We start from the raw sequence: 13,447 nt of genomic DNA, 5'->3' as shown, positions 1-13,447 counted from the left end.
CACAATTACGTTACGGAATACCGTTGACACACGCCTACGGTATTCCGTAGTCTAGCGCTGTCGCCGAAGACGCCCCATCCCGGGGGCGGGCGCAGGAGACCCAACCATGCCGACGCATGAGCGCCCCATCCGGGCAATGACCGCCGCAATGCGCTGCATCAGCGCCTTCGCCGCCGGCTTCACCGCTGCCTTCGTCAGCAGCTTCGACAAGGGGCGCTGAGTCATGGCCTCTTTCGCTCTCGCTCCCCAGGGCACCGTCCGCCTCACCGTTGAGGCCCGGCCGCGCGCCGGCGCCGTCTGCATCAGGTTCGAAGAAGCCTTCCTCCACGCCAGCCCGGAAGAAGCCGCAGTGCTGATGCTCGACCTCGAGCGCGCCCTCATGCAGCTCAAGCTGGCCGGCTCCACTGCCCCGCAATACACCACCGCGCTCTCCCAGCAGGTGGCGGCATGAGCGCCCCTTGCGATGTGCTGGCGGTAATGGCCCACGCCACTGCGACCTTCAAGGACCTCAACAAGAAGGCGCGCTGCCCTGAAGACTACGTTTTGGACATCGAAGACAGCGAGTCTGCAATCGTCGCCGTCGCCGAGCTGATCGAGGCCGCTAACCGAGCTGCAATCGCGAGCGTGCGCGGGGACGACAACCGGCCAGGCACCATCCGCAACACGGACCTTGATGAACTCCGCGCTGCCCTCGCACGTGTCAAAGGCGGTGCCGCATGAGCGCCGTCATCCTCCCCTTCCGGAGGGCTCCTGACATCCGCCAACAGCGCGCGCACGGTGCCGCCGTCTGCGTGGCCATTGCTGCTGCCCGCATGGGCTACCGCGCAGCACACATCGTCCGTGCCGCCGCCCTCGCCCGCCGCGAAGTGCTCGACGGCCGCAAGAGCGCAGCGCGCGCCGTCGCCGATATGACCCGTGACCTTGCCATTGCAGCACGGCCAACGGGAGGTAATGCCGCATGAGCTTCTTCAAGACCAACGATCCGGCTGTGTTGGCAGCCTGGCATGCGGAAAAGGCGGCGAAGGCGGAACTGCAGGCGGAGATCGATGCCTTCGCGCAGCGTTTCGGCGGCGAGGGCCTGATGTACGCGGATCCGCCCGTACTCGCAGGCATCAAGTTCCGTCCCGCCATGCCCCGCGACCTGTGGCGAGCTCCCGACAACAACGGCCTGCAGGTTCCGCGTAGCAGCCCGCTTAAGGGTGCCACGGCTGAAACCAAGGCCGCCATCAAGGCTCTGCAGGCTGAGTGGACCGAGCACCTTCCCGCTCGAAAGATCGACACGGACGGCGTCTACCGCGCCTTGGGTTTCAACAACAACCTGGACTTCTTCCTGGAGGGTCTGTCGCTGTTCCTGCACGACGGATTCCTCTACGCCAGCACCCGCAAGGCGATGCCCGCGATGACCGAGATCCTCGGCAGCGAGTACGACGCGGCCTATACGGCGTTCCGCTCATGACCGAGCACGACTTCATCGCCGCCATGCAGACCGGCCTGCCGCCCCTGCCCTCCCCGGCTCCGCTGGCGCCTGCCCTGCTGCTCAAGGACAACTCCGATATCGCCATCCACCACTCGGACGCCATCGGCACCGAACAGGACCAGCCGTGAACCACCTCACCGTGCCCGCCTACTGCGCTTTTGCCGCCTGCTTCTGCCTGGCGCTGCTGGTGCGCGCCATCCAGACCGGCGCCCACACCTTCACCGTCGTCTTCCTCATCGCCGTCATGTACTTCTCATGGCGCGCCGTGGCCGAGACCCGAAAGAACTGGCCGGCCTTCAAGGCAGAGATGCACCGCCGCCGCGATGCACGCCGCCGCGCCGCGCAGCAAAAGCGCTACCCCTACACCGATACGCACTGAATCCGCCCGCTCGGCCATGCCGAGCCCCGCGCCGGCCGGGTTCCACGCGCCGGCAATCCCTTTCAGGAGCCGCCATGTTCTTCCGCAACCTCGTCATGTTCCGCTTCCCCGTCGGCCTCGACTTCTCCCAGGTCGCCGAGCAGCTGCGGGCCGCCACCCTGAAGCCGGTCGGCCCGCTGGAGATGTCCTCCCGTGGCTTCATCTCGCCGTTCGGCCGCGAGGAAACCGAGCAGCTGCACCACGCCATCGGCGATTGGCTGTGGCTGACCGTCGGCGCCCAGGACAAGATCCTGCCGGCCTCAGCCGTCGCCGAAGCCCTTGAGCAGAAGCTGGCCGAGATCGAGCGCAACGAAGGTCGCCGCCCCGGTGGCCGTGAGCGCAAGCGAATGAAGGACGACCTGATCCACGAGCTGCTGCCCAAGGCGCTCGTCAAGTCGTCTCGCTGCGATGTCTTCCTCGACCTGGCACGCGGCGTCGCCTTCGTGGACACCAGCAGCCGCAAGCTGGGCGAGTACCTGATGTCGGACATTCGTGGCCTGCTCGGCAGCTTCCCGGCCATGCCGCTGAATGCCGAGGTCGCGCCGCGATCGGTGCTGACCGGCTGGATTGCGGGCGAAGCGCTGCCGGCCGGGCTGTCGCTGGGCGAGCAGTGCCAGCTCGAGGACCCCCTCGCCGGAGGCGCCATTGCCAAGCTCGACCGGCAGGAATTGGTCAGCGACGAGATCAATAAGCACCTCGATGCAGGCAAGCAGGTGACCCGCCTCGGCTTGGTGGTCGAGGACAACATCTCGCTGGTGCTGGGCGACGACCTGGTCGTGCGCAAGCTGCGCTTTCTCGATGGTGCCTTGGACAAGCTGGAAGAAAGCGACGACGACGGCCGGCGTGCGGAGTTGGATGCCCGCTTTGCCCTGCAGATCGGAGAGCTGGGCCTGCTGTTTGACCGCCTCTCCGATGCCTTCCGCATCAGCAGTGCGGACTGAGGCCCGACGATGAACGCACAGATCGACAGTACCGACCCGTGGCGCGGCCTCTACTTGGCTGAGCGGCTTTCCCCGCGTTGCGACTATGGGCAGCTGATCCACCCGGATCTGCCGACTTGGCCAGATGATAGGGAAGAAGCGCTGGACAAGCTGGTGCTCGCGCAGGGCTTTGACTTTGTGACCGTCGCCGGAGATTTCACCGATGAGGCGCTGGAAGACGGAGATGAGCTGTATTGGAAGGAGATGCGCGCCTGGAATCCGGAAGCTCCGGAGGGCGACTGGCGACTGGCATGGATGGGCGACACCGAAGACGGACCTTACGCGTGGTTTGTGCGGCCGATGGCGTTGCGCCCGGAGGTCCTGGACTTCCAAGCCGGCGTAGCGGATTGGGCGCGGAAGTGCTTCGAGCGCCCGCTCTATCGCAACATGACCGAGCGCGGCGACCGCCTGCTCGAGGAGGTTCTGGAGCTGCTGCAGTCGAAGGGCTATGACAGCGCGCGCGTGCGCACGCTGGTGGACTACGTCTATGGCCGGCCGGTAGGTGAACCCGCTCAGGAAGTCGGCGGCGTCATGGTCACGTTGGCCGCCTACTGCAGCGTGGCCGGCCTGAGCATGATGGCCGATGGCCAGGCCGAACTGGACCGCATCAACCAGCCTGACGTGATGGCACGGATCAGGGCGAAGCAGGAAGCCAAGAATGCGCTGCACTTCGACAAGCCGTTGCCCGCCGGAGCCGGCGCTGCTGCTGAGGAGTGGCCGCTTGAGGGCGACCTGGTTCGCTACGGTGATGGTTCAAGCGCGCTCGCCATCCGGCTTGGCCCGCACGCTGGAGGCTGGCATGGATATCAGTGCTGCGGTGGCTACATCTTCTTCACCAAGGCGTACAAACCCACCCGCGCCGACATGGCCACGTGGCTGGATTGCGCGAAGTACCGCGACGAGCGCACGAAGATCGCTGACAACCGCGTTGCTCACGAGATATACCTGATCGACAACAAGGCGGTGGGCAATGGCTGAGGTCGTCACATCGCCCGCTCTGCCTGCCGACCAGCTGGAGATTCTCCGGCATGCACTCGGCGTCGGGCACGGCGGATGGGAGCCGAGTCACCGCAACCACTTTGCGACGGGCCACGGCAGTGGCGATCACAACCTCTGCATGGCACTGGTTGATCGCGGCCTGATGGTACGGCATCAGGGCAACGCCCTCTCTGGTGGCGATGACGTGTTCTGCGCCACACGGGCCGGCCGCAGGGCCGCCGTGGCATTGCCGCCCAAGACGACACCTGGGCAGCGCCGATATGCCGCTTATCTTCGGGAAGACAGCGACACCTCCTTCGGTGATTGGCTGCGCCGTGAATCCCGCCTGCGCTCTCTGGGCCTGACGCGTCATGGCTAATCCATTGCGGAACGTCATGAGCGCCACCCCGTCAGGCAGGCAGTACAGCTGCCTCCTGTCCTGCGGGCACACCGTCACCTGCCCCGCCGTCCCCGTCCGTGGCTCCCGCTTTTCTCAGCGCGCGCCGCTCACCGCTACCTGCAACCAGTGCCCGAAGGAATCTACCCATGGCTGATGGCTCTCGCTCGTTCAACTTCCCGCTGCCGCAGCGTTCGCGCCTGCGCCCCGGTGAGATTGTGGTCGATCTGTTCGCCGGCGGCGGCGGCGCCAGCGAGGCGCTGAAGCAGGCGTTGGGCCAAGACCCCGCGCTCGCCTACAACCACGACGAACTGGCGATCGGCATGCACGCGGCGAACCACCCGCTCACTAGCCACCACCGCGAGGACATCTGGCACGCCGATCCGCGCGTGGACGTGGCCGGCCGTGCAGTGGGCTGGTTCCATGCCTCCCCTGACTGCACGCATTTCAGCCAGGCCAAGGGCGGCCAGCCGCGCAGCCGAAAGACGCGCGCCCTGTCGTGGGTGGTATTGAAGTGGATCGGCATGCTGTTGCGCGCCGACCTAGTCAACGCTACCAACACCGCCCCGCGCATCTTCTCGATGGAGAACGTGTGGCAGATCCTGACGTGGGGCCCGCTGATCGCCAAGCGCTGCAAGGCGACGGGTCGCGTGCTGAAGATGGACGGCACCGTTGCAGCGCGCGGCGAGCGCGTGCCGGTCGAGCATCAGCAGCTGGTCCCCGATAAGAGCCGCACCGGCCGCACGTGGCGGCATTTCGTCGCCGCGTTGCGGGCGCTGGGGTACGTGGTCGAATGGCGAAAGCTGGTGGCCAGTGACTTCGGTGCTGGCACAAGCCGGGAGCGGCTGTTCCTTCTGGGGCGTCGCGACGGTGAGACGATCGTTTGGCCTGCGGCAAGCCACGGCACCGCGCCGGGCCAGAAGCCGCGCGTATCCGCTGCCGACTGCCTGGACTTCAGCATCTCCTGCCCGTCCATCTTCGGGCGCAAGCGGCCGCTGGCCGACGCCACGATGCGCCGCATCGCCAAGGGCACCATGCGTCACGTCATCCAGTCGGCGGACCCGTTCATTGTGCCGGTGACGCACCAGGGTGCCGACCGGGTCCATGGCGTGCACGAGCCGCTGCGCACCATCACCGCTGCCAACCGCGGCGAGCTGATGCTGGCCATGCCGGAACTGGCGCCCTTTATTACCGAACATGCAAACGCCAGCACCCAGCGCACCATGGATGCGGGCGACCCGCTGCGCACGATGTGCGCCGGGGTGAAAGGCGGCCACTTCTCGGTGGTCACGCCAGTTCTTGCCGGGGTCGGTGGCCGGGCGGGCCAGTCGGAACCACGCACTGGCGCCGACCCGCTGTACACCATGACGGCAAAAGCGGATACGGCGCTGGTCGCGCCCGTGCTGGTGCAGACCGGCTACGGCGAGCGCGAGGGCCAGGCTCCGCGCGCACTGGACCTGCAGCAGCCGTTGGGCACCGTGGTGGCCGGGGGCATCAAGCACGCGGTCGCAGCGCCGCACCTTGTGAAGTTCCGGGGCGAAAGCATCGGTACTTCGGTTACCGATCCGGTGCCCACGATCACCTCGGGTGCTGGGGCGGCGCGGCCTGCAGGCGCCGCGCACGCGCTGGGCATTGCCGCCGCCAGCCTGGTCACGCTGCGCAGGAACATGGTCGGCGCAGACGCGCGCGCCCCGCTTTCCACAGTCGCCGCGCAGGCCGAGCACCACTGCGTGGCTACCGCCTTCCTCGAGCAGGCCAACGGTGGCTTCTACGACGGCGGCGGGCGCGATGCGCGCATGCCGGTCAGCACTATCACCGCCACCGGCAGCCAGCAGCACCTGGTAACCGCAGACCTGGCCCAGCTGTCGCCGGAGCATCAGGAGGGCGCGCTGCGCGTTGCCGCGTTCCTGGTGAAGTACTACGGCAGCGGTATCGCGGTGGATCCGCGTGACCCGCTGGATACGGTGACTACCAAGGACCGACTGGCGCTGGTCACCGTCGTCATCAAGGGCACGCCCTACGTCATCGTGGATATCGGCCTGCGCATGCTCAAGCCACACGAGCTGTACCGCGCGCAGGGGTTCCCGCCGGGCTACATCATCGACCGCACGGCAAACGGCACACCGCTCACCACCAGCGCCGCCGTGCGCATGGTCGGCAACAGCGTCAGCCCGCCGCCGCTGCGCGCGCTTGCCGAGGCAAATCTGGACCCTGTCGCAGCGCCGATGGCGGCGGCAGCATGAATCGGCTTAGTGAAGCCTCATTCCGGCAAGGTGTCGAGCGGCCTGCTCGCCGAGGCCGGCTGCGACCTTTTCCGCGTCATCCGATGTTGCATGGTCGACGCGAGTTTCGATGGTCCTCACGTGCCTGCCATCGGAGTCGATCAGATGTACGACACCCCGCCAACGGCGCTCCAGCGCTGTCGACGAGATCACCAAACTGTATCCCTGGACCTCAATTCGCCGGGGCATGTGCTGCTCCTTTCGACCAGACGACAGCATTTTCGCTGTTCCTTTCTGCCGAGTCACCTACGAAGGGGCTCCATCTCCTTCAGAATTTCGGCCAAGCCGCTGTTGCTAGCCAGCGCGCGCGCATGCCGTGTCTCGCCGGGCTCGCCTGCCTCGAGCCACGCCGACGCGTGAGCCCGCAGGGTCACGTTCGCCGCTTCGAGCACCACGTGGTGGCGAGCGTTCCGCTGCAGCTCCGCCAGCTTCGGGCCGAACACGCCCAGGAGCGTTGCGGCCGGGTCCTTCAGCAGCTGCTCGGCGTCGCCCTCTATATGCGCGCCGTGGTGCACCTGCTTGGCCAGCGCATCCAGCAGGTCCGCGAGCTGCCGATCGATGCCAGGTGCAGGCGTGCGCAAGAGCCTGCGCCGGTGGGGCGACACATAGCGCTTGTCCAGCAGCAGCTCCTGCACCTCCGCGCTCATGCGCAGTTCGCCAGCCAAACCCTTGGCGGCGCCGTGCAGTTCCGCATGCGTCGAATTAGCGAACAGGTTCATCCGTCCCATCGTATTTGCTTCCGCTCCTTCCCTTCCAGTCGAGGTGTCCAATGACCCAGTGCCAGATCGACCACCCCGAGGGCCTGGCGCCCTGCGCCGCTGGTCACAGCGCGCGGCACATCCATGACGGCCGCAGCACAAGCGCAGGCGGTGGCCACTTCGTTGAGTGCCGGTGCACGAAGACTCCCAAGCACGCAGACCCGGACGCGGCGCTGGCCAGCTGGCGCCGGCTGAATCGTCCCGCGCGCGTCGCGCGCAAGGCTCCTGAGCCGGCCAGCAACGTTGTACAGATCCCCCTGCGCCTGGCGGCTGCGGCCGCCGGATCCGCGGCATAACATCGAGGAAGACATGAGCGAAACCACCACCACTGCCGCGCCGCCGCGCCTGCTCCGCCTGAAGGAAGTGCAGGAGCGTGTCGGCATGTCGAAGACGACGATCTACGACCGGATCAAAGCGCACACCTTCCCTGCCCCAGTCCATCTCGGGACCATGGCGGCATGGGTCGAATCTGAGGTCGATGCTTGGATCCACGACCGGATCAGCGAGCGGGATAGCAAGGCAGCGTGACACGGGGGCATGCTTGGGGGCATCTGCGCCCCCTGCACCGATGATCAACCTGTTACGTCAATGACTTACCGAAGGAAATGGGTAGAGCCCACCTCCACCATTGTAGGGACCGACAAGGTCCGCGAGAGCCCGGAAACCCCCGCAATTCAAGGGTTTCCGGGCTTTTTCGTTTATTGCTTCACTCGTCTTCCTGCAGCGAACCACGATGGATGCGCGACAGCCTCCAGCCCGCATGGGAGCGGAAATACCCGGTGTCGCCGGTCAGGGCATAACGGAATGCCGCCCAGGCCGACACTAACGGAGACGCGCGCCATCGGCGGGCTTTTTCATACGCATAACGGACAGCACGCATCAGGCAATCGATCTCCTGACGGCATCACGCCGCACGCGTAGCTTCTTCCATACCAGGGTGGCCGCCTGCAGCACGACCAGCGTCGAGGCAAAGGCTGCGGCGATGCCGAGCAGCGCAATCATGAGCTCCATGAGTGAGTCCTGTGTGTGGGGGGTTCACGCCTACGCAGGCTTTCACCTCCGTGCAGAGTCCCCCTGCCGACCCTTCGCGCACCGTCAATTTGTCGACGCGACGGTTAAACCCGCGTGATTCTGACGCATTTGACACACCGGGAAGTTCAGGGTGGGAGGCCGGTCACAGAACAGCCTGAACGCACATCCTGAAGCGTTAATATTAACCGTTCATCGGAGTACTGACAGCGGACCGGCCTCATGCAAATCTATGCGCCCCCCACGCCAGACCCGTGACGCTGGCGACTCGATCCTGAAGGACGCTGCATGAGAGACCTGCGACCGATACTGCTCGTAGAAGACAGCCTGCAGGACGCAGAGCTGACCATCGCCGCATTGGCACGCTGCCAGTTGCTCAATCCCGTCATCCACGTGCGCGATGGCGAAGAAGCGCTGGATTACCTGCGCAGCACCGGACGCTACGCCGGGCAACATCACGGCGGGCCGGTGGTGGTGCTGCTGGACCTGAAGCTGCCGAAGTTGAATGGCCTTGAAGTGCTTGCCGAGATCCGTGGCGATGAGGCGCTACGTCCTACCCCGGTGGTGATGCTGACCGCCTCCCGCCAGGACCGCGATCTGGTGAGAAGCTACGAGGTGGGCGTGAATGCGTTCGTGGTCAAGCCGCTCGCCTTCGATGAATTCGTATCGGCGGTGCAGGAGCTCGGCATGTTCTGGGGAATGACCAACCAGCCGCCGCCCCCGTTCGTGCCTGCCGCCTGAGGCGGGCCGCCCGCGCCGTCAGGTCTGCACCCGTCGCAGCGCCGGAGCCGAGCCACCGCTATGCTCGCTGTCCGATCCCCACAGCGATGTCCGATGTTCCACCATCTTTCTCTGGGCGTAGGCGACCTCACCCGCGCCGGCCGCTTCTACGACGCCGCCCTCGGCGCACTGGGTTATCGCCGCGTCTTCGATGGCGAGCACTCCATCGGCTATGGCCTGGTCGACAACCAGGACCTGTTGCTGCTCAACCTCACAGACGATGCCGCCCTGCCGCGTGACGGCTCCCACATCGCGTTTGCCGCGAGATCGCAGGAGGCAGTTGATGCCTTCCATCGTGACGGTGTTACCGCTGGCGGCCAGGACAATGGCGCGCCCGGGCCCCGCCCCGATTACGGCCCCCACTACTACTCGGCCTTCCTCATCGATCCCGACGGGCACCACGTGGAAGCGGTGCTCGACAGGCCCGGCATCGGCTGATTCCGCCCAATCAAAAAGCCGCATCGTCACCGATGCGGCTTTTTCATTGCACGCCCGCCAAAAGACTGGTCAGGTCACTTTCTTGGCGATCGTCATGCCGAGCAGGAACAGCACCACGGCGATGATGATGCCCGCCCAGAACAGGAACTTGGCGATGCCGACAGACGCGCCGGCGATGCCGCCGAAGCCGAGGGCACCGGCGATGAGGCCGATGATGGCGAAGATGATGGCCCACTTGATCATGACAGTCCTTTCCGACAGGGAATTACGTGTTGGCCCAAGCGTAGCGGTAGACATGTCGTGCGCTGGTGATCCTGTCGATTGCGTCGGGTGAAGAGGCTCGACAGGCATTGCCGACGACGTTGCACGGAAACCACTACCGCCTGCCCCGCACAATGTCGTGTTCGGAACAAACCGGCCCCGGCCATCAGAACTTTCCAAACAAAATGCCGAGCGCGTTGCGACACTTTATGAAATCAAAAGCACAGAGATGACGGCTTGGACATTATGTCTATACCTTGACGATTAACACTGTGACCGACCGCACACCCGCTGCGCGACTCCACAACTAAGGTCGCACTTCCTACATTCACGCGGTCACAGTTTGAATGAATGCCTCCGACGTTGCGCAGCATGCGGCCCACGCCCTTCCGGCGCTGGAAAATAATTCGACACCGGCTGCAGGAAAATCAAACAGGGTAGAAAGCGTCCTCGCCGTTCGCCATTGGAACGACAGCCTTTTCAGTTTCACCACGACCCGCTCACCATCGTTCCGGTTTGAAACCGGCCAGTTCGTGATGGTGGGGCTGCAACGCCAAGGACGCCCGCTGATGCGCGCCTACAGCCTGGCCAGTCCCAGCCATGAAGAGCATCTGGAGTTCTTCAGCATCAAGGTGCCCGGCGGCCCGCTCACCACTGAACTCCAGCATCTGCAGCCGGGCGATGGAGTGCTGGTGGGTAACAAACCGACCGGCACGTTGATTCTTTCCGACCTGCGGCCAGGCCGGGTGCTTTACCTGCTCTGCACCGGCACCGGGCTGGCCCCATTCCTTGGCCTGGCAGGCGACCCGGAAACCTACGCCGCATTCGAAAAAGTGGTGCTGGTGCACGGCGTGCGCAGGGCGGCCGACCTCGCCTATCGCGAATATCTGCAGGAAGAGTTGCCGCGCCATGATTATCTCGGCGAGGAGGTCCGTTCGAAACTGGTGTATTACCCGACTGTCACCCGCGAGCCCTTCCCGCACCAGGGTCGCATTACCGACCTGATCGCCGACAACCGGCTTTGCGATGACATTGGCCTGCCTGCGCTTTCGCCGGGCAGCGACAGGGTAATGATCTGCGGCGGGCCGGCAATGCTGGCAGAAACACGCGCCCTGCTCGATGCCCGTGGCTTCGCCGTTTCGCCCGGACGCGGTCACCCCGGCGACTACGTCGTGGAACGCGCCTTTGCAGATGCCTGATACCCGATTGCCGCCATCACGCGGCGACATCCCATGCCCCTTGCTGCAGGAGACCAGCACCATGGATATGCCCGTTACACCGCGCCCGCGCCGCGTCGCCATCACCGGATACGGCGCCATCAGTTCGATGGGCGCCAACGCCGATGCGATATGGCAAGCGATCATGGCCTACCGCGTGGGCTACAAGCGATACACCCACGATGATCAAGCCATCACTGCGCGCTATTTCGGCTTCATCGATGACTTCGGACGCGAGCAGATGCGGCCGTTCCCGAAGAAGACCTCCAAGATGCTGCCGCTGTTCGCCAAGTACTGCCTGGTCGCGGCCGAGGAGGCCATCGGCATGGCATTCGGCGACACCGGGCTCGACGACATCTGCACGCCGTTCGACCGTGGCGTGATGCTCGGCACCGGCTGGGGAGGCCTGGATACCGCCAACGCAAACAACAATGACTACCGCCAGACCGGCGTGGCGACCTCGTTCGCTACGGTCATGTCGATGTGCAACGCGGCAACTGCTGGTGTCACCATGAACTGGAACTTCCGCGGCGTGCAGAACAGTCCGGTGGCCGCCTGCGCAACGGGCACCATCGCCATCGGCGAAGCCTACGAGGCCATCCGTAGCGGGCGCGCCAAGGTCATGCTGGCCGGCGGCAGCGAGTCGTTGAAAGAGCAGTTCAACGTCTGGTCGGTCGATGTGATCCAGGCCCTGAGCAAGGAGCAGGACGACATCCGCCGCGCCTGCTGTCCGTTCAGCCAGGACCGCAGTGGCTTCGTGCTTTCCGAAGGCGCAGCCGTGCTGTGCCTGGAGGACTACGAACTGGCACGGCAGCGTGGCGCCCGCATCCTCGGCGAGATCACCGGCTACGCGAACTTCTCCGACGCCTACGACATGACCGCACCGGCCGAGGACATGCAGGCGCGTGTGCAGGTGATCCGCCAGGTGTGCGTGCAGGCCGGCGTGGCACCCGAAGACATCGGCTACGTGAACCTGCATGGCACCTCCACGCCGCTCAATGATGTCAACGAAACCAACGCTCTGAAGGAAGCACTGGGCCAGGCCGCGCATGCGATCCCGATGTCCAGCACCAAGTCCTATACCGGCCACCTGATCGGCGCAGCCGGCGCGCTGGAGGCGGTGCTGTGCCTGAAGGCCATCGAGCATCGCACCATCCCCGCGACGATCCACCTGGACCGCCCCGACCCCGAGTGCGATCTGAACTACGTGGCCAACCAACACCTGCAGGGCCAGGACATCCACAACGCCTTGAACCTGAGCTTCGGCTTCGGCGGCGCCAACGCGGGCGTGATGATCGCCCGGGCGGAGTAAGCATGGACCTTCGTTTCGACAGCCAGGACATCGAGGCCTGGGCGCGGCTCTCAGGCGACCGCAACCCCATCCATTTCGACCGTGAAGCCGCCCTGCGCATGAATGCCGCCGATGTGGTGGTCCACGGCATGCTGGCGATGCTGCCGATCAAGCAAACGCTGGGTCGCGCGGCGGCTGCGGATCCGGGGCAGGCCGCCGCCCCCTGGATCCATTTCAAGACGCTGTTGAAGGCGCCTGTCCTGCGTGACCGCGACGTCAGCCTGGCGCTGGTCCATCGCGTGGACCGGACCGGATTCAAACTGCGTCCCTGCACCGGCACTGCGGAGCACTTCATCGGCGGTGCACGCCGTATCCAGCCGCCTGCCTGGGAGTCCGACGCGCGCCGCATCACCCTTCCGGTGGGCGAAACCGAAGCCTGGCTGCGCCACTTCGAAGACGGCCTCGGCAAGCAACTGGATCAATGGGTCGCGCTGGATGCGCTGGTATTCGGTGACTTCATCCGGTACCGCCTGTGCACCGCATTCGATCGGCTTGGACCGGCCTTGCGGCTGGACGAACAGCTCGAGCACATCCAGGACCTGAGCTCGCACCTGCTGGTGCAGACCACGCACCAGACCGTATTTGCCGGCGAACTCTGCTGCGCCGGTGCGCTTCCCCCCGTCGTCGATTACCAGATCGACAACATCGACCTGGTCGAAAGTGACGATGAAGCAGTGGGCACGCTGGATCTCGGCGTACACCTGCAGCAGCGCCACGTCATGACCATCACCTTGGGCCTGATGATCCGGAAACTGGCCCACCCACAGGAGAACGATACCCATGAACACCACTGAATCCGTATTCAACGTCATCCGCGAGCTGATCCTGGAACTGAAGGATGACGAGATCGAGAACATCACCTTGGAGAGCACCATCGAAGGCCTGGACCTGGACAGCCTGGACTTCGTGGAAATGCAGGTGGTGGTGAGAAAGAAGCTTGGCGTGGCGATGGATCCCAAGGCATTCGCCAGCCGCAACATCGGCACGCTCCAGGCGCTTTGCGACTACATCGTGGAACTTACCCAGGCAGCGCAGGCACCGGCTTGACCGGGTGTTGTTTCCCGCCTGACCAAAGCGCCTC

22 protein-coding genes are annotated in these 13,447 nt (G+C 65.1%); 18 read left to right on the top strand and 4 right to left on the bottom strand.

Annotation, left to right across the window (positions count from 1 at the left end; all coding sequences use genetic code 11):
- The first annotated feature begins 223 nt into the window (after positions 1 to 223).
- The 10 genes from CXG43_RS01830 to CXG43_RS01790 all read left to right on the top strand — a co-directional run bounded on the left by CXG43_RS01830 (position 224) and on the right by CXG43_RS01790 (position 6,493).
- Positions 224 to 451: a hypothetical protein gene (locus tag CXG43_RS01830; protein WP_101098443.1), complete on the top strand. Its 228-nt coding sequence runs from the start codon at positions 224 to 226 to the stop codon at positions 449 to 451.
- On the top strand, positions 448 to 720 hold the full coding sequence (locus CXG43_RS01825) for a hypothetical protein (RefSeq protein WP_101098442.1): 273 nt from the start codon (positions 448 to 450) through the stop codon (positions 718 to 720). The genes CXG43_RS01830 and CXG43_RS01825 overlap by 4 nt, the downstream gene beginning before the upstream one ends.
- Complete coding sequence (locus CXG43_RS01820) at positions 717 to 962, top strand: hypothetical protein (protein WP_101098441.1); 246 nt, start codon at positions 717 to 719, stop codon at positions 960 to 962. The genes CXG43_RS01825 and CXG43_RS01820 overlap by 4 nt, the downstream gene beginning before the upstream one ends.
- Positions 959 to 1,456: a hypothetical protein gene (locus tag CXG43_RS01815; RefSeq protein WP_101098440.1), complete on the top strand. Its 498-nt coding sequence runs from the start codon at positions 959 to 961 to the stop codon at positions 1,454 to 1,456. Before CXG43_RS01820 ends, CXG43_RS01815 begins: the two co-directional genes overlap by 4 nt.
- On the top strand, positions 1,453 to 1,605 hold the full coding sequence (locus CXG43_RS19020; protein ID WP_157825018.1) for a hypothetical protein: 153 nt from the start codon (positions 1,453 to 1,455) through the stop codon (positions 1,603 to 1,605). Before CXG43_RS01815 ends, CXG43_RS19020 begins: the two co-directional genes overlap by 4 nt.
- Positions 1,602 to 1,856 carry a hypothetical protein gene (locus tag CXG43_RS01810; protein WP_198551452.1) on the top strand — a complete coding sequence of 85 codons (255 nt, stop codon included), beginning with the start codon at positions 1,602 to 1,604 and terminating at the stop codon, positions 1,854 to 1,856. The genes CXG43_RS19020 and CXG43_RS01810 overlap by 4 nt, the downstream gene beginning before the upstream one ends.
- A gap of 74 nt (positions 1,857 to 1,930) precedes the next feature.
- Positions 1,931 to 2,836, top strand: a complete 906-nt coding sequence (locus CXG43_RS01805) for a recombination-associated protein RdgC (protein ID WP_101098439.1) — start codon at positions 1,931 to 1,933, stop codon at positions 2,834 to 2,836.
- A 9-nt stretch (positions 2,837 to 2,845) separates the two neighbouring features.
- Positions 2,846 to 3,853: a hypothetical protein gene (locus CXG43_RS01800; RefSeq protein WP_101098438.1), complete on the top strand. Its 1,008-nt coding sequence runs from the start codon at positions 2,846 to 2,848 to the stop codon at positions 3,851 to 3,853.
- Positions 3,846 to 4,232: a hypothetical protein gene (locus CXG43_RS01795; protein ID WP_101098437.1), complete on the top strand. Its 387-nt coding sequence runs from the start codon at positions 3,846 to 3,848 to the stop codon at positions 4,230 to 4,232. Before CXG43_RS01800 ends, CXG43_RS01795 begins: the two co-directional genes overlap by 8 nt.
- Positions 4,233 to 4,399: 167 nt before the next feature.
- Positions 4,400 to 6,493: a DNA cytosine methyltransferase gene (locus tag CXG43_RS01790; RefSeq protein ID WP_101098436.1), complete on the top strand. Its 2,094-nt coding sequence runs from the start codon at positions 4,400 to 4,402 to the stop codon at positions 6,491 to 6,493.
- 281 nt (positions 6,494 to 6,774) lie between these two features.
- Here the strand turns inward: CXG43_RS01790 and CXG43_RS01780 are convergent, their stop codons facing one another.
- Positions 6,775 to 7,251: a hypothetical protein gene (locus CXG43_RS01780; protein WP_101098434.1), complete on the bottom strand. Its 477-nt coding sequence runs from the start codon at positions 7,249 to 7,251 to the stop codon at positions 6,775 to 6,777.
- 50 nt (positions 7,252 to 7,301) lie between these two features.
- Between CXG43_RS01780 and CXG43_RS19370 the strand changes: the two genes are divergently transcribed.
- Positions 7,302 to 7,586: a hypothetical protein gene (locus CXG43_RS19370; protein WP_101098433.1), complete on the top strand. Its 285-nt coding sequence runs from the start codon at positions 7,302 to 7,304 to the stop codon at positions 7,584 to 7,586.
- Positions 7,587 to 7,599: 13 nt separating this feature from the next.
- A complete protein-coding gene (locus tag CXG43_RS01770; protein ID WP_101098432.1) occupies positions 7,600 to 7,818 on the top strand; it encodes an AlpA family transcriptional regulator in 219 nt (72 codons plus the stop codon).
- Positions 7,819 to 7,996: 178 nt separating this feature from the next.
- Here the strand turns inward: CXG43_RS01770 and CXG43_RS19015 are convergent, their stop codons facing one another.
- On the bottom strand, positions 7,997 to 8,170 hold the full coding sequence (locus CXG43_RS19015) for a hypothetical protein (protein ID WP_157825016.1): 174 nt from the start codon (positions 8,168 to 8,170) through the stop codon (positions 7,997 to 7,999).
- A complete protein-coding gene (locus tag CXG43_RS19535; RefSeq protein WP_269801204.1) occupies positions 8,170 to 8,292 on the bottom strand; it encodes a hypothetical protein in 123 nt (40 codons plus the stop codon). The genes CXG43_RS19015 and CXG43_RS19535 overlap by 1 nt, the downstream gene beginning before the upstream one ends.
- 315 nt (positions 8,293 to 8,607) lie before the next feature.
- On the opposite strand from CXG43_RS19535, the gene CXG43_RS01765 reads away from it, so the two are divergent.
- Together CXG43_RS01765 and CXG43_RS01760 are read left to right on the top strand one after the other, a co-directional pair.
- Positions 8,608 to 9,060 (top strand): response regulator, encoded by a 453-nt coding sequence (locus tag CXG43_RS01765; protein ID WP_101098431.1) that lies wholly within the window; start codon positions 8,608 to 8,610, stop codon positions 9,058 to 9,060.
- Between the two features lie 93 nt (positions 9,061 to 9,153).
- Positions 9,154 to 9,537 (top strand): VOC family protein, encoded by a 384-nt coding sequence (locus tag CXG43_RS01760; protein ID WP_101098430.1) that lies wholly within the window; start codon positions 9,154 to 9,156, stop codon positions 9,535 to 9,537.
- Positions 9,538 to 9,606: 69 nt separating this feature from the next.
- On the opposite strand, the gene CXG43_RS01755 is transcribed toward CXG43_RS01760, so the two are convergent.
- Positions 9,607 to 9,780, bottom strand: a complete 174-nt coding sequence (locus tag CXG43_RS01755) for a DUF1328 domain-containing protein (protein WP_042612362.1) — start codon at positions 9,778 to 9,780, stop codon at positions 9,607 to 9,609.
- 365 nt (positions 9,781 to 10,145) lie between these two features.
- Between CXG43_RS01755 and CXG43_RS01750 the strand changes: the two genes are divergently transcribed.
- The 4 genes from CXG43_RS01750 to CXG43_RS01735 all read left to right on the top strand — a co-directional run bounded on the left by CXG43_RS01750 (position 10,146) and on the right by CXG43_RS01735 (position 13,413).
- Complete coding sequence (locus tag CXG43_RS01750; RefSeq protein ID WP_101098429.1) at positions 10,146 to 10,997, top strand: ferredoxin--NADP reductase; 852 nt, start codon at positions 10,146 to 10,148, stop codon at positions 10,995 to 10,997.
- Between the two features lie 61 nt (positions 10,998 to 11,058).
- Positions 11,059 to 12,327 carry a beta-ketoacyl-[acyl-carrier-protein] synthase family protein gene (locus tag CXG43_RS01745; protein WP_101098465.1) on the top strand — a complete coding sequence of 423 codons (1,269 nt, stop codon included), beginning with the start codon at positions 11,059 to 11,061 and terminating at the stop codon, positions 12,325 to 12,327.
- A 2-nt stretch (positions 12,328 to 12,329) separates the two neighbouring features.
- On the top strand, positions 12,330 to 13,160 hold the full coding sequence (locus CXG43_RS01740) for a MaoC/PaaZ C-terminal domain-containing protein (protein ID WP_101098428.1): 831 nt from the start codon (positions 12,330 to 12,332) through the stop codon (positions 13,158 to 13,160).
- Positions 13,147 to 13,413 carry a phosphopantetheine-binding protein gene (locus CXG43_RS01735; RefSeq protein WP_101098427.1) on the top strand — a complete coding sequence of 89 codons (267 nt, stop codon included), beginning with the start codon at positions 13,147 to 13,149 and terminating at the stop codon, positions 13,411 to 13,413. Before CXG43_RS01740 ends, CXG43_RS01735 begins: the two co-directional genes overlap by 14 nt.
- Positions 13,414 to 13,447: the final 34 nt, after the last annotated feature.

The organism is Stenotrophomonas sp. Bg11-02 (assembly GCF_002836635.1).
Taxonomy (GTDB): Bacteria; Pseudomonadota; Gammaproteobacteria; order Xanthomonadales; family Xanthomonadaceae; genus Stenotrophomonas; species Stenotrophomonas lacuserhaii.
Note: the sequence above shows the minus strand (reverse complement) of the source record. Positions and strands in the feature narration are given on the sequence as shown.

Coding starts and splice junctions, on each gene's coding strand:
- CXG43_RS01830 (WP_101098443.1), top strand. CDS start 224: ATGGCCTCTTTCGCTCTCGCTCCCCAGGGCACCGTCCGCCTCACCGTT.
- CXG43_RS01825 (WP_101098442.1), top strand. CDS start 448: ATGAGCGCCCCTTGCGATGTGCTGGCGGTAATGGCCCACGCCACTGCG.
- CXG43_RS01820 (WP_101098441.1), top strand. CDS start 717: ATGAGCGCCGTCATCCTCCCCTTCCGGAGGGCTCCTGACATCCGCCAA.
- CXG43_RS01815 (WP_101098440.1), top strand. CDS start 959: ATGAGCTTCTTCAAGACCAACGATCCGGCTGTGTTGGCAGCCTGGCAT.
- CXG43_RS19020 (WP_157825018.1), top strand. CDS start 1,453: ATGACCGAGCACGACTTCATCGCCGCCATGCAGACCGGCCTGCCGCCC.
- CXG43_RS01805 (WP_101098439.1), top strand. CDS start 1,931: ATGTTCTTCCGCAACCTCGTCATGTTCCGCTTCCCCGTCGGCCTCGAC.
- CXG43_RS01800 (WP_101098438.1), top strand. CDS start 2,846: ATGAACGCACAGATCGACAGTACCGACCCGTGGCGCGGCCTCTACTTG.
- CXG43_RS01795 (WP_101098437.1), top strand. CDS start 3,846: ATGGCTGAGGTCGTCACATCGCCCGCTCTGCCTGCCGACCAGCTGGAG.
- CXG43_RS01790 (WP_101098436.1), top strand. CDS start 4,400: ATGGCTGATGGCTCTCGCTCGTTCAACTTCCCGCTGCCGCAGCGTTCG.
- CXG43_RS01780 (WP_101098434.1), bottom strand. CDS start 7,251: ATGAACCTGTTCGCTAATTCGACGCATGCGGAACTGCACGGCGCCGCC.
- CXG43_RS19370 (WP_101098433.1), top strand. CDS start 7,302: ATGACCCAGTGCCAGATCGACCACCCCGAGGGCCTGGCGCCCTGCGCC.
- CXG43_RS01770 (WP_101098432.1), top strand. CDS start 7,600: ATGAGCGAAACCACCACCACTGCCGCGCCGCCGCGCCTGCTCCGCCTG.
- CXG43_RS19015 (WP_157825016.1), bottom strand. CDS start 8,170: ATGCGTGCTGTCCGTTATGCGTATGAAAAAGCCCGCCGATGGCGCGCG.
- CXG43_RS19535 (WP_269801204.1), bottom strand. CDS start 8,292: ATGATTGCGCTGCTCGGCATCGCCGCAGCCTTTGCCTCGACGCTGGTC.
- CXG43_RS01765 (WP_101098431.1), top strand. CDS start 8,608: ATGAGAGACCTGCGACCGATACTGCTCGTAGAAGACAGCCTGCAGGAC.
- CXG43_RS01760 (WP_101098430.1), top strand. CDS start 9,154: ATGTTCCACCATCTTTCTCTGGGCGTAGGCGACCTCACCCGCGCCGGC.
- CXG43_RS01755 (WP_042612362.1), bottom strand. CDS start 9,780: ATGATCAAGTGGGCCATCATCTTCGCCATCATCGGCCTCATCGCCGGT.
- CXG43_RS01750 (WP_101098429.1), top strand. CDS start 10,146: ATGAATGCCTCCGACGTTGCGCAGCATGCGGCCCACGCCCTTCCGGCG.
- CXG43_RS01745 (WP_101098465.1), top strand. CDS start 11,059: ATGGATATGCCCGTTACACCGCGCCCGCGCCGCGTCGCCATCACCGGA.
- CXG43_RS01740 (WP_101098428.1), top strand. CDS start 12,330: ATGGACCTTCGTTTCGACAGCCAGGACATCGAGGCCTGGGCGCGGCTC.
- CXG43_RS01735 (WP_101098427.1), top strand. CDS start 13,147: ATGAACACCACTGAATCCGTATTCAACGTCATCCGCGAGCTGATCCTG.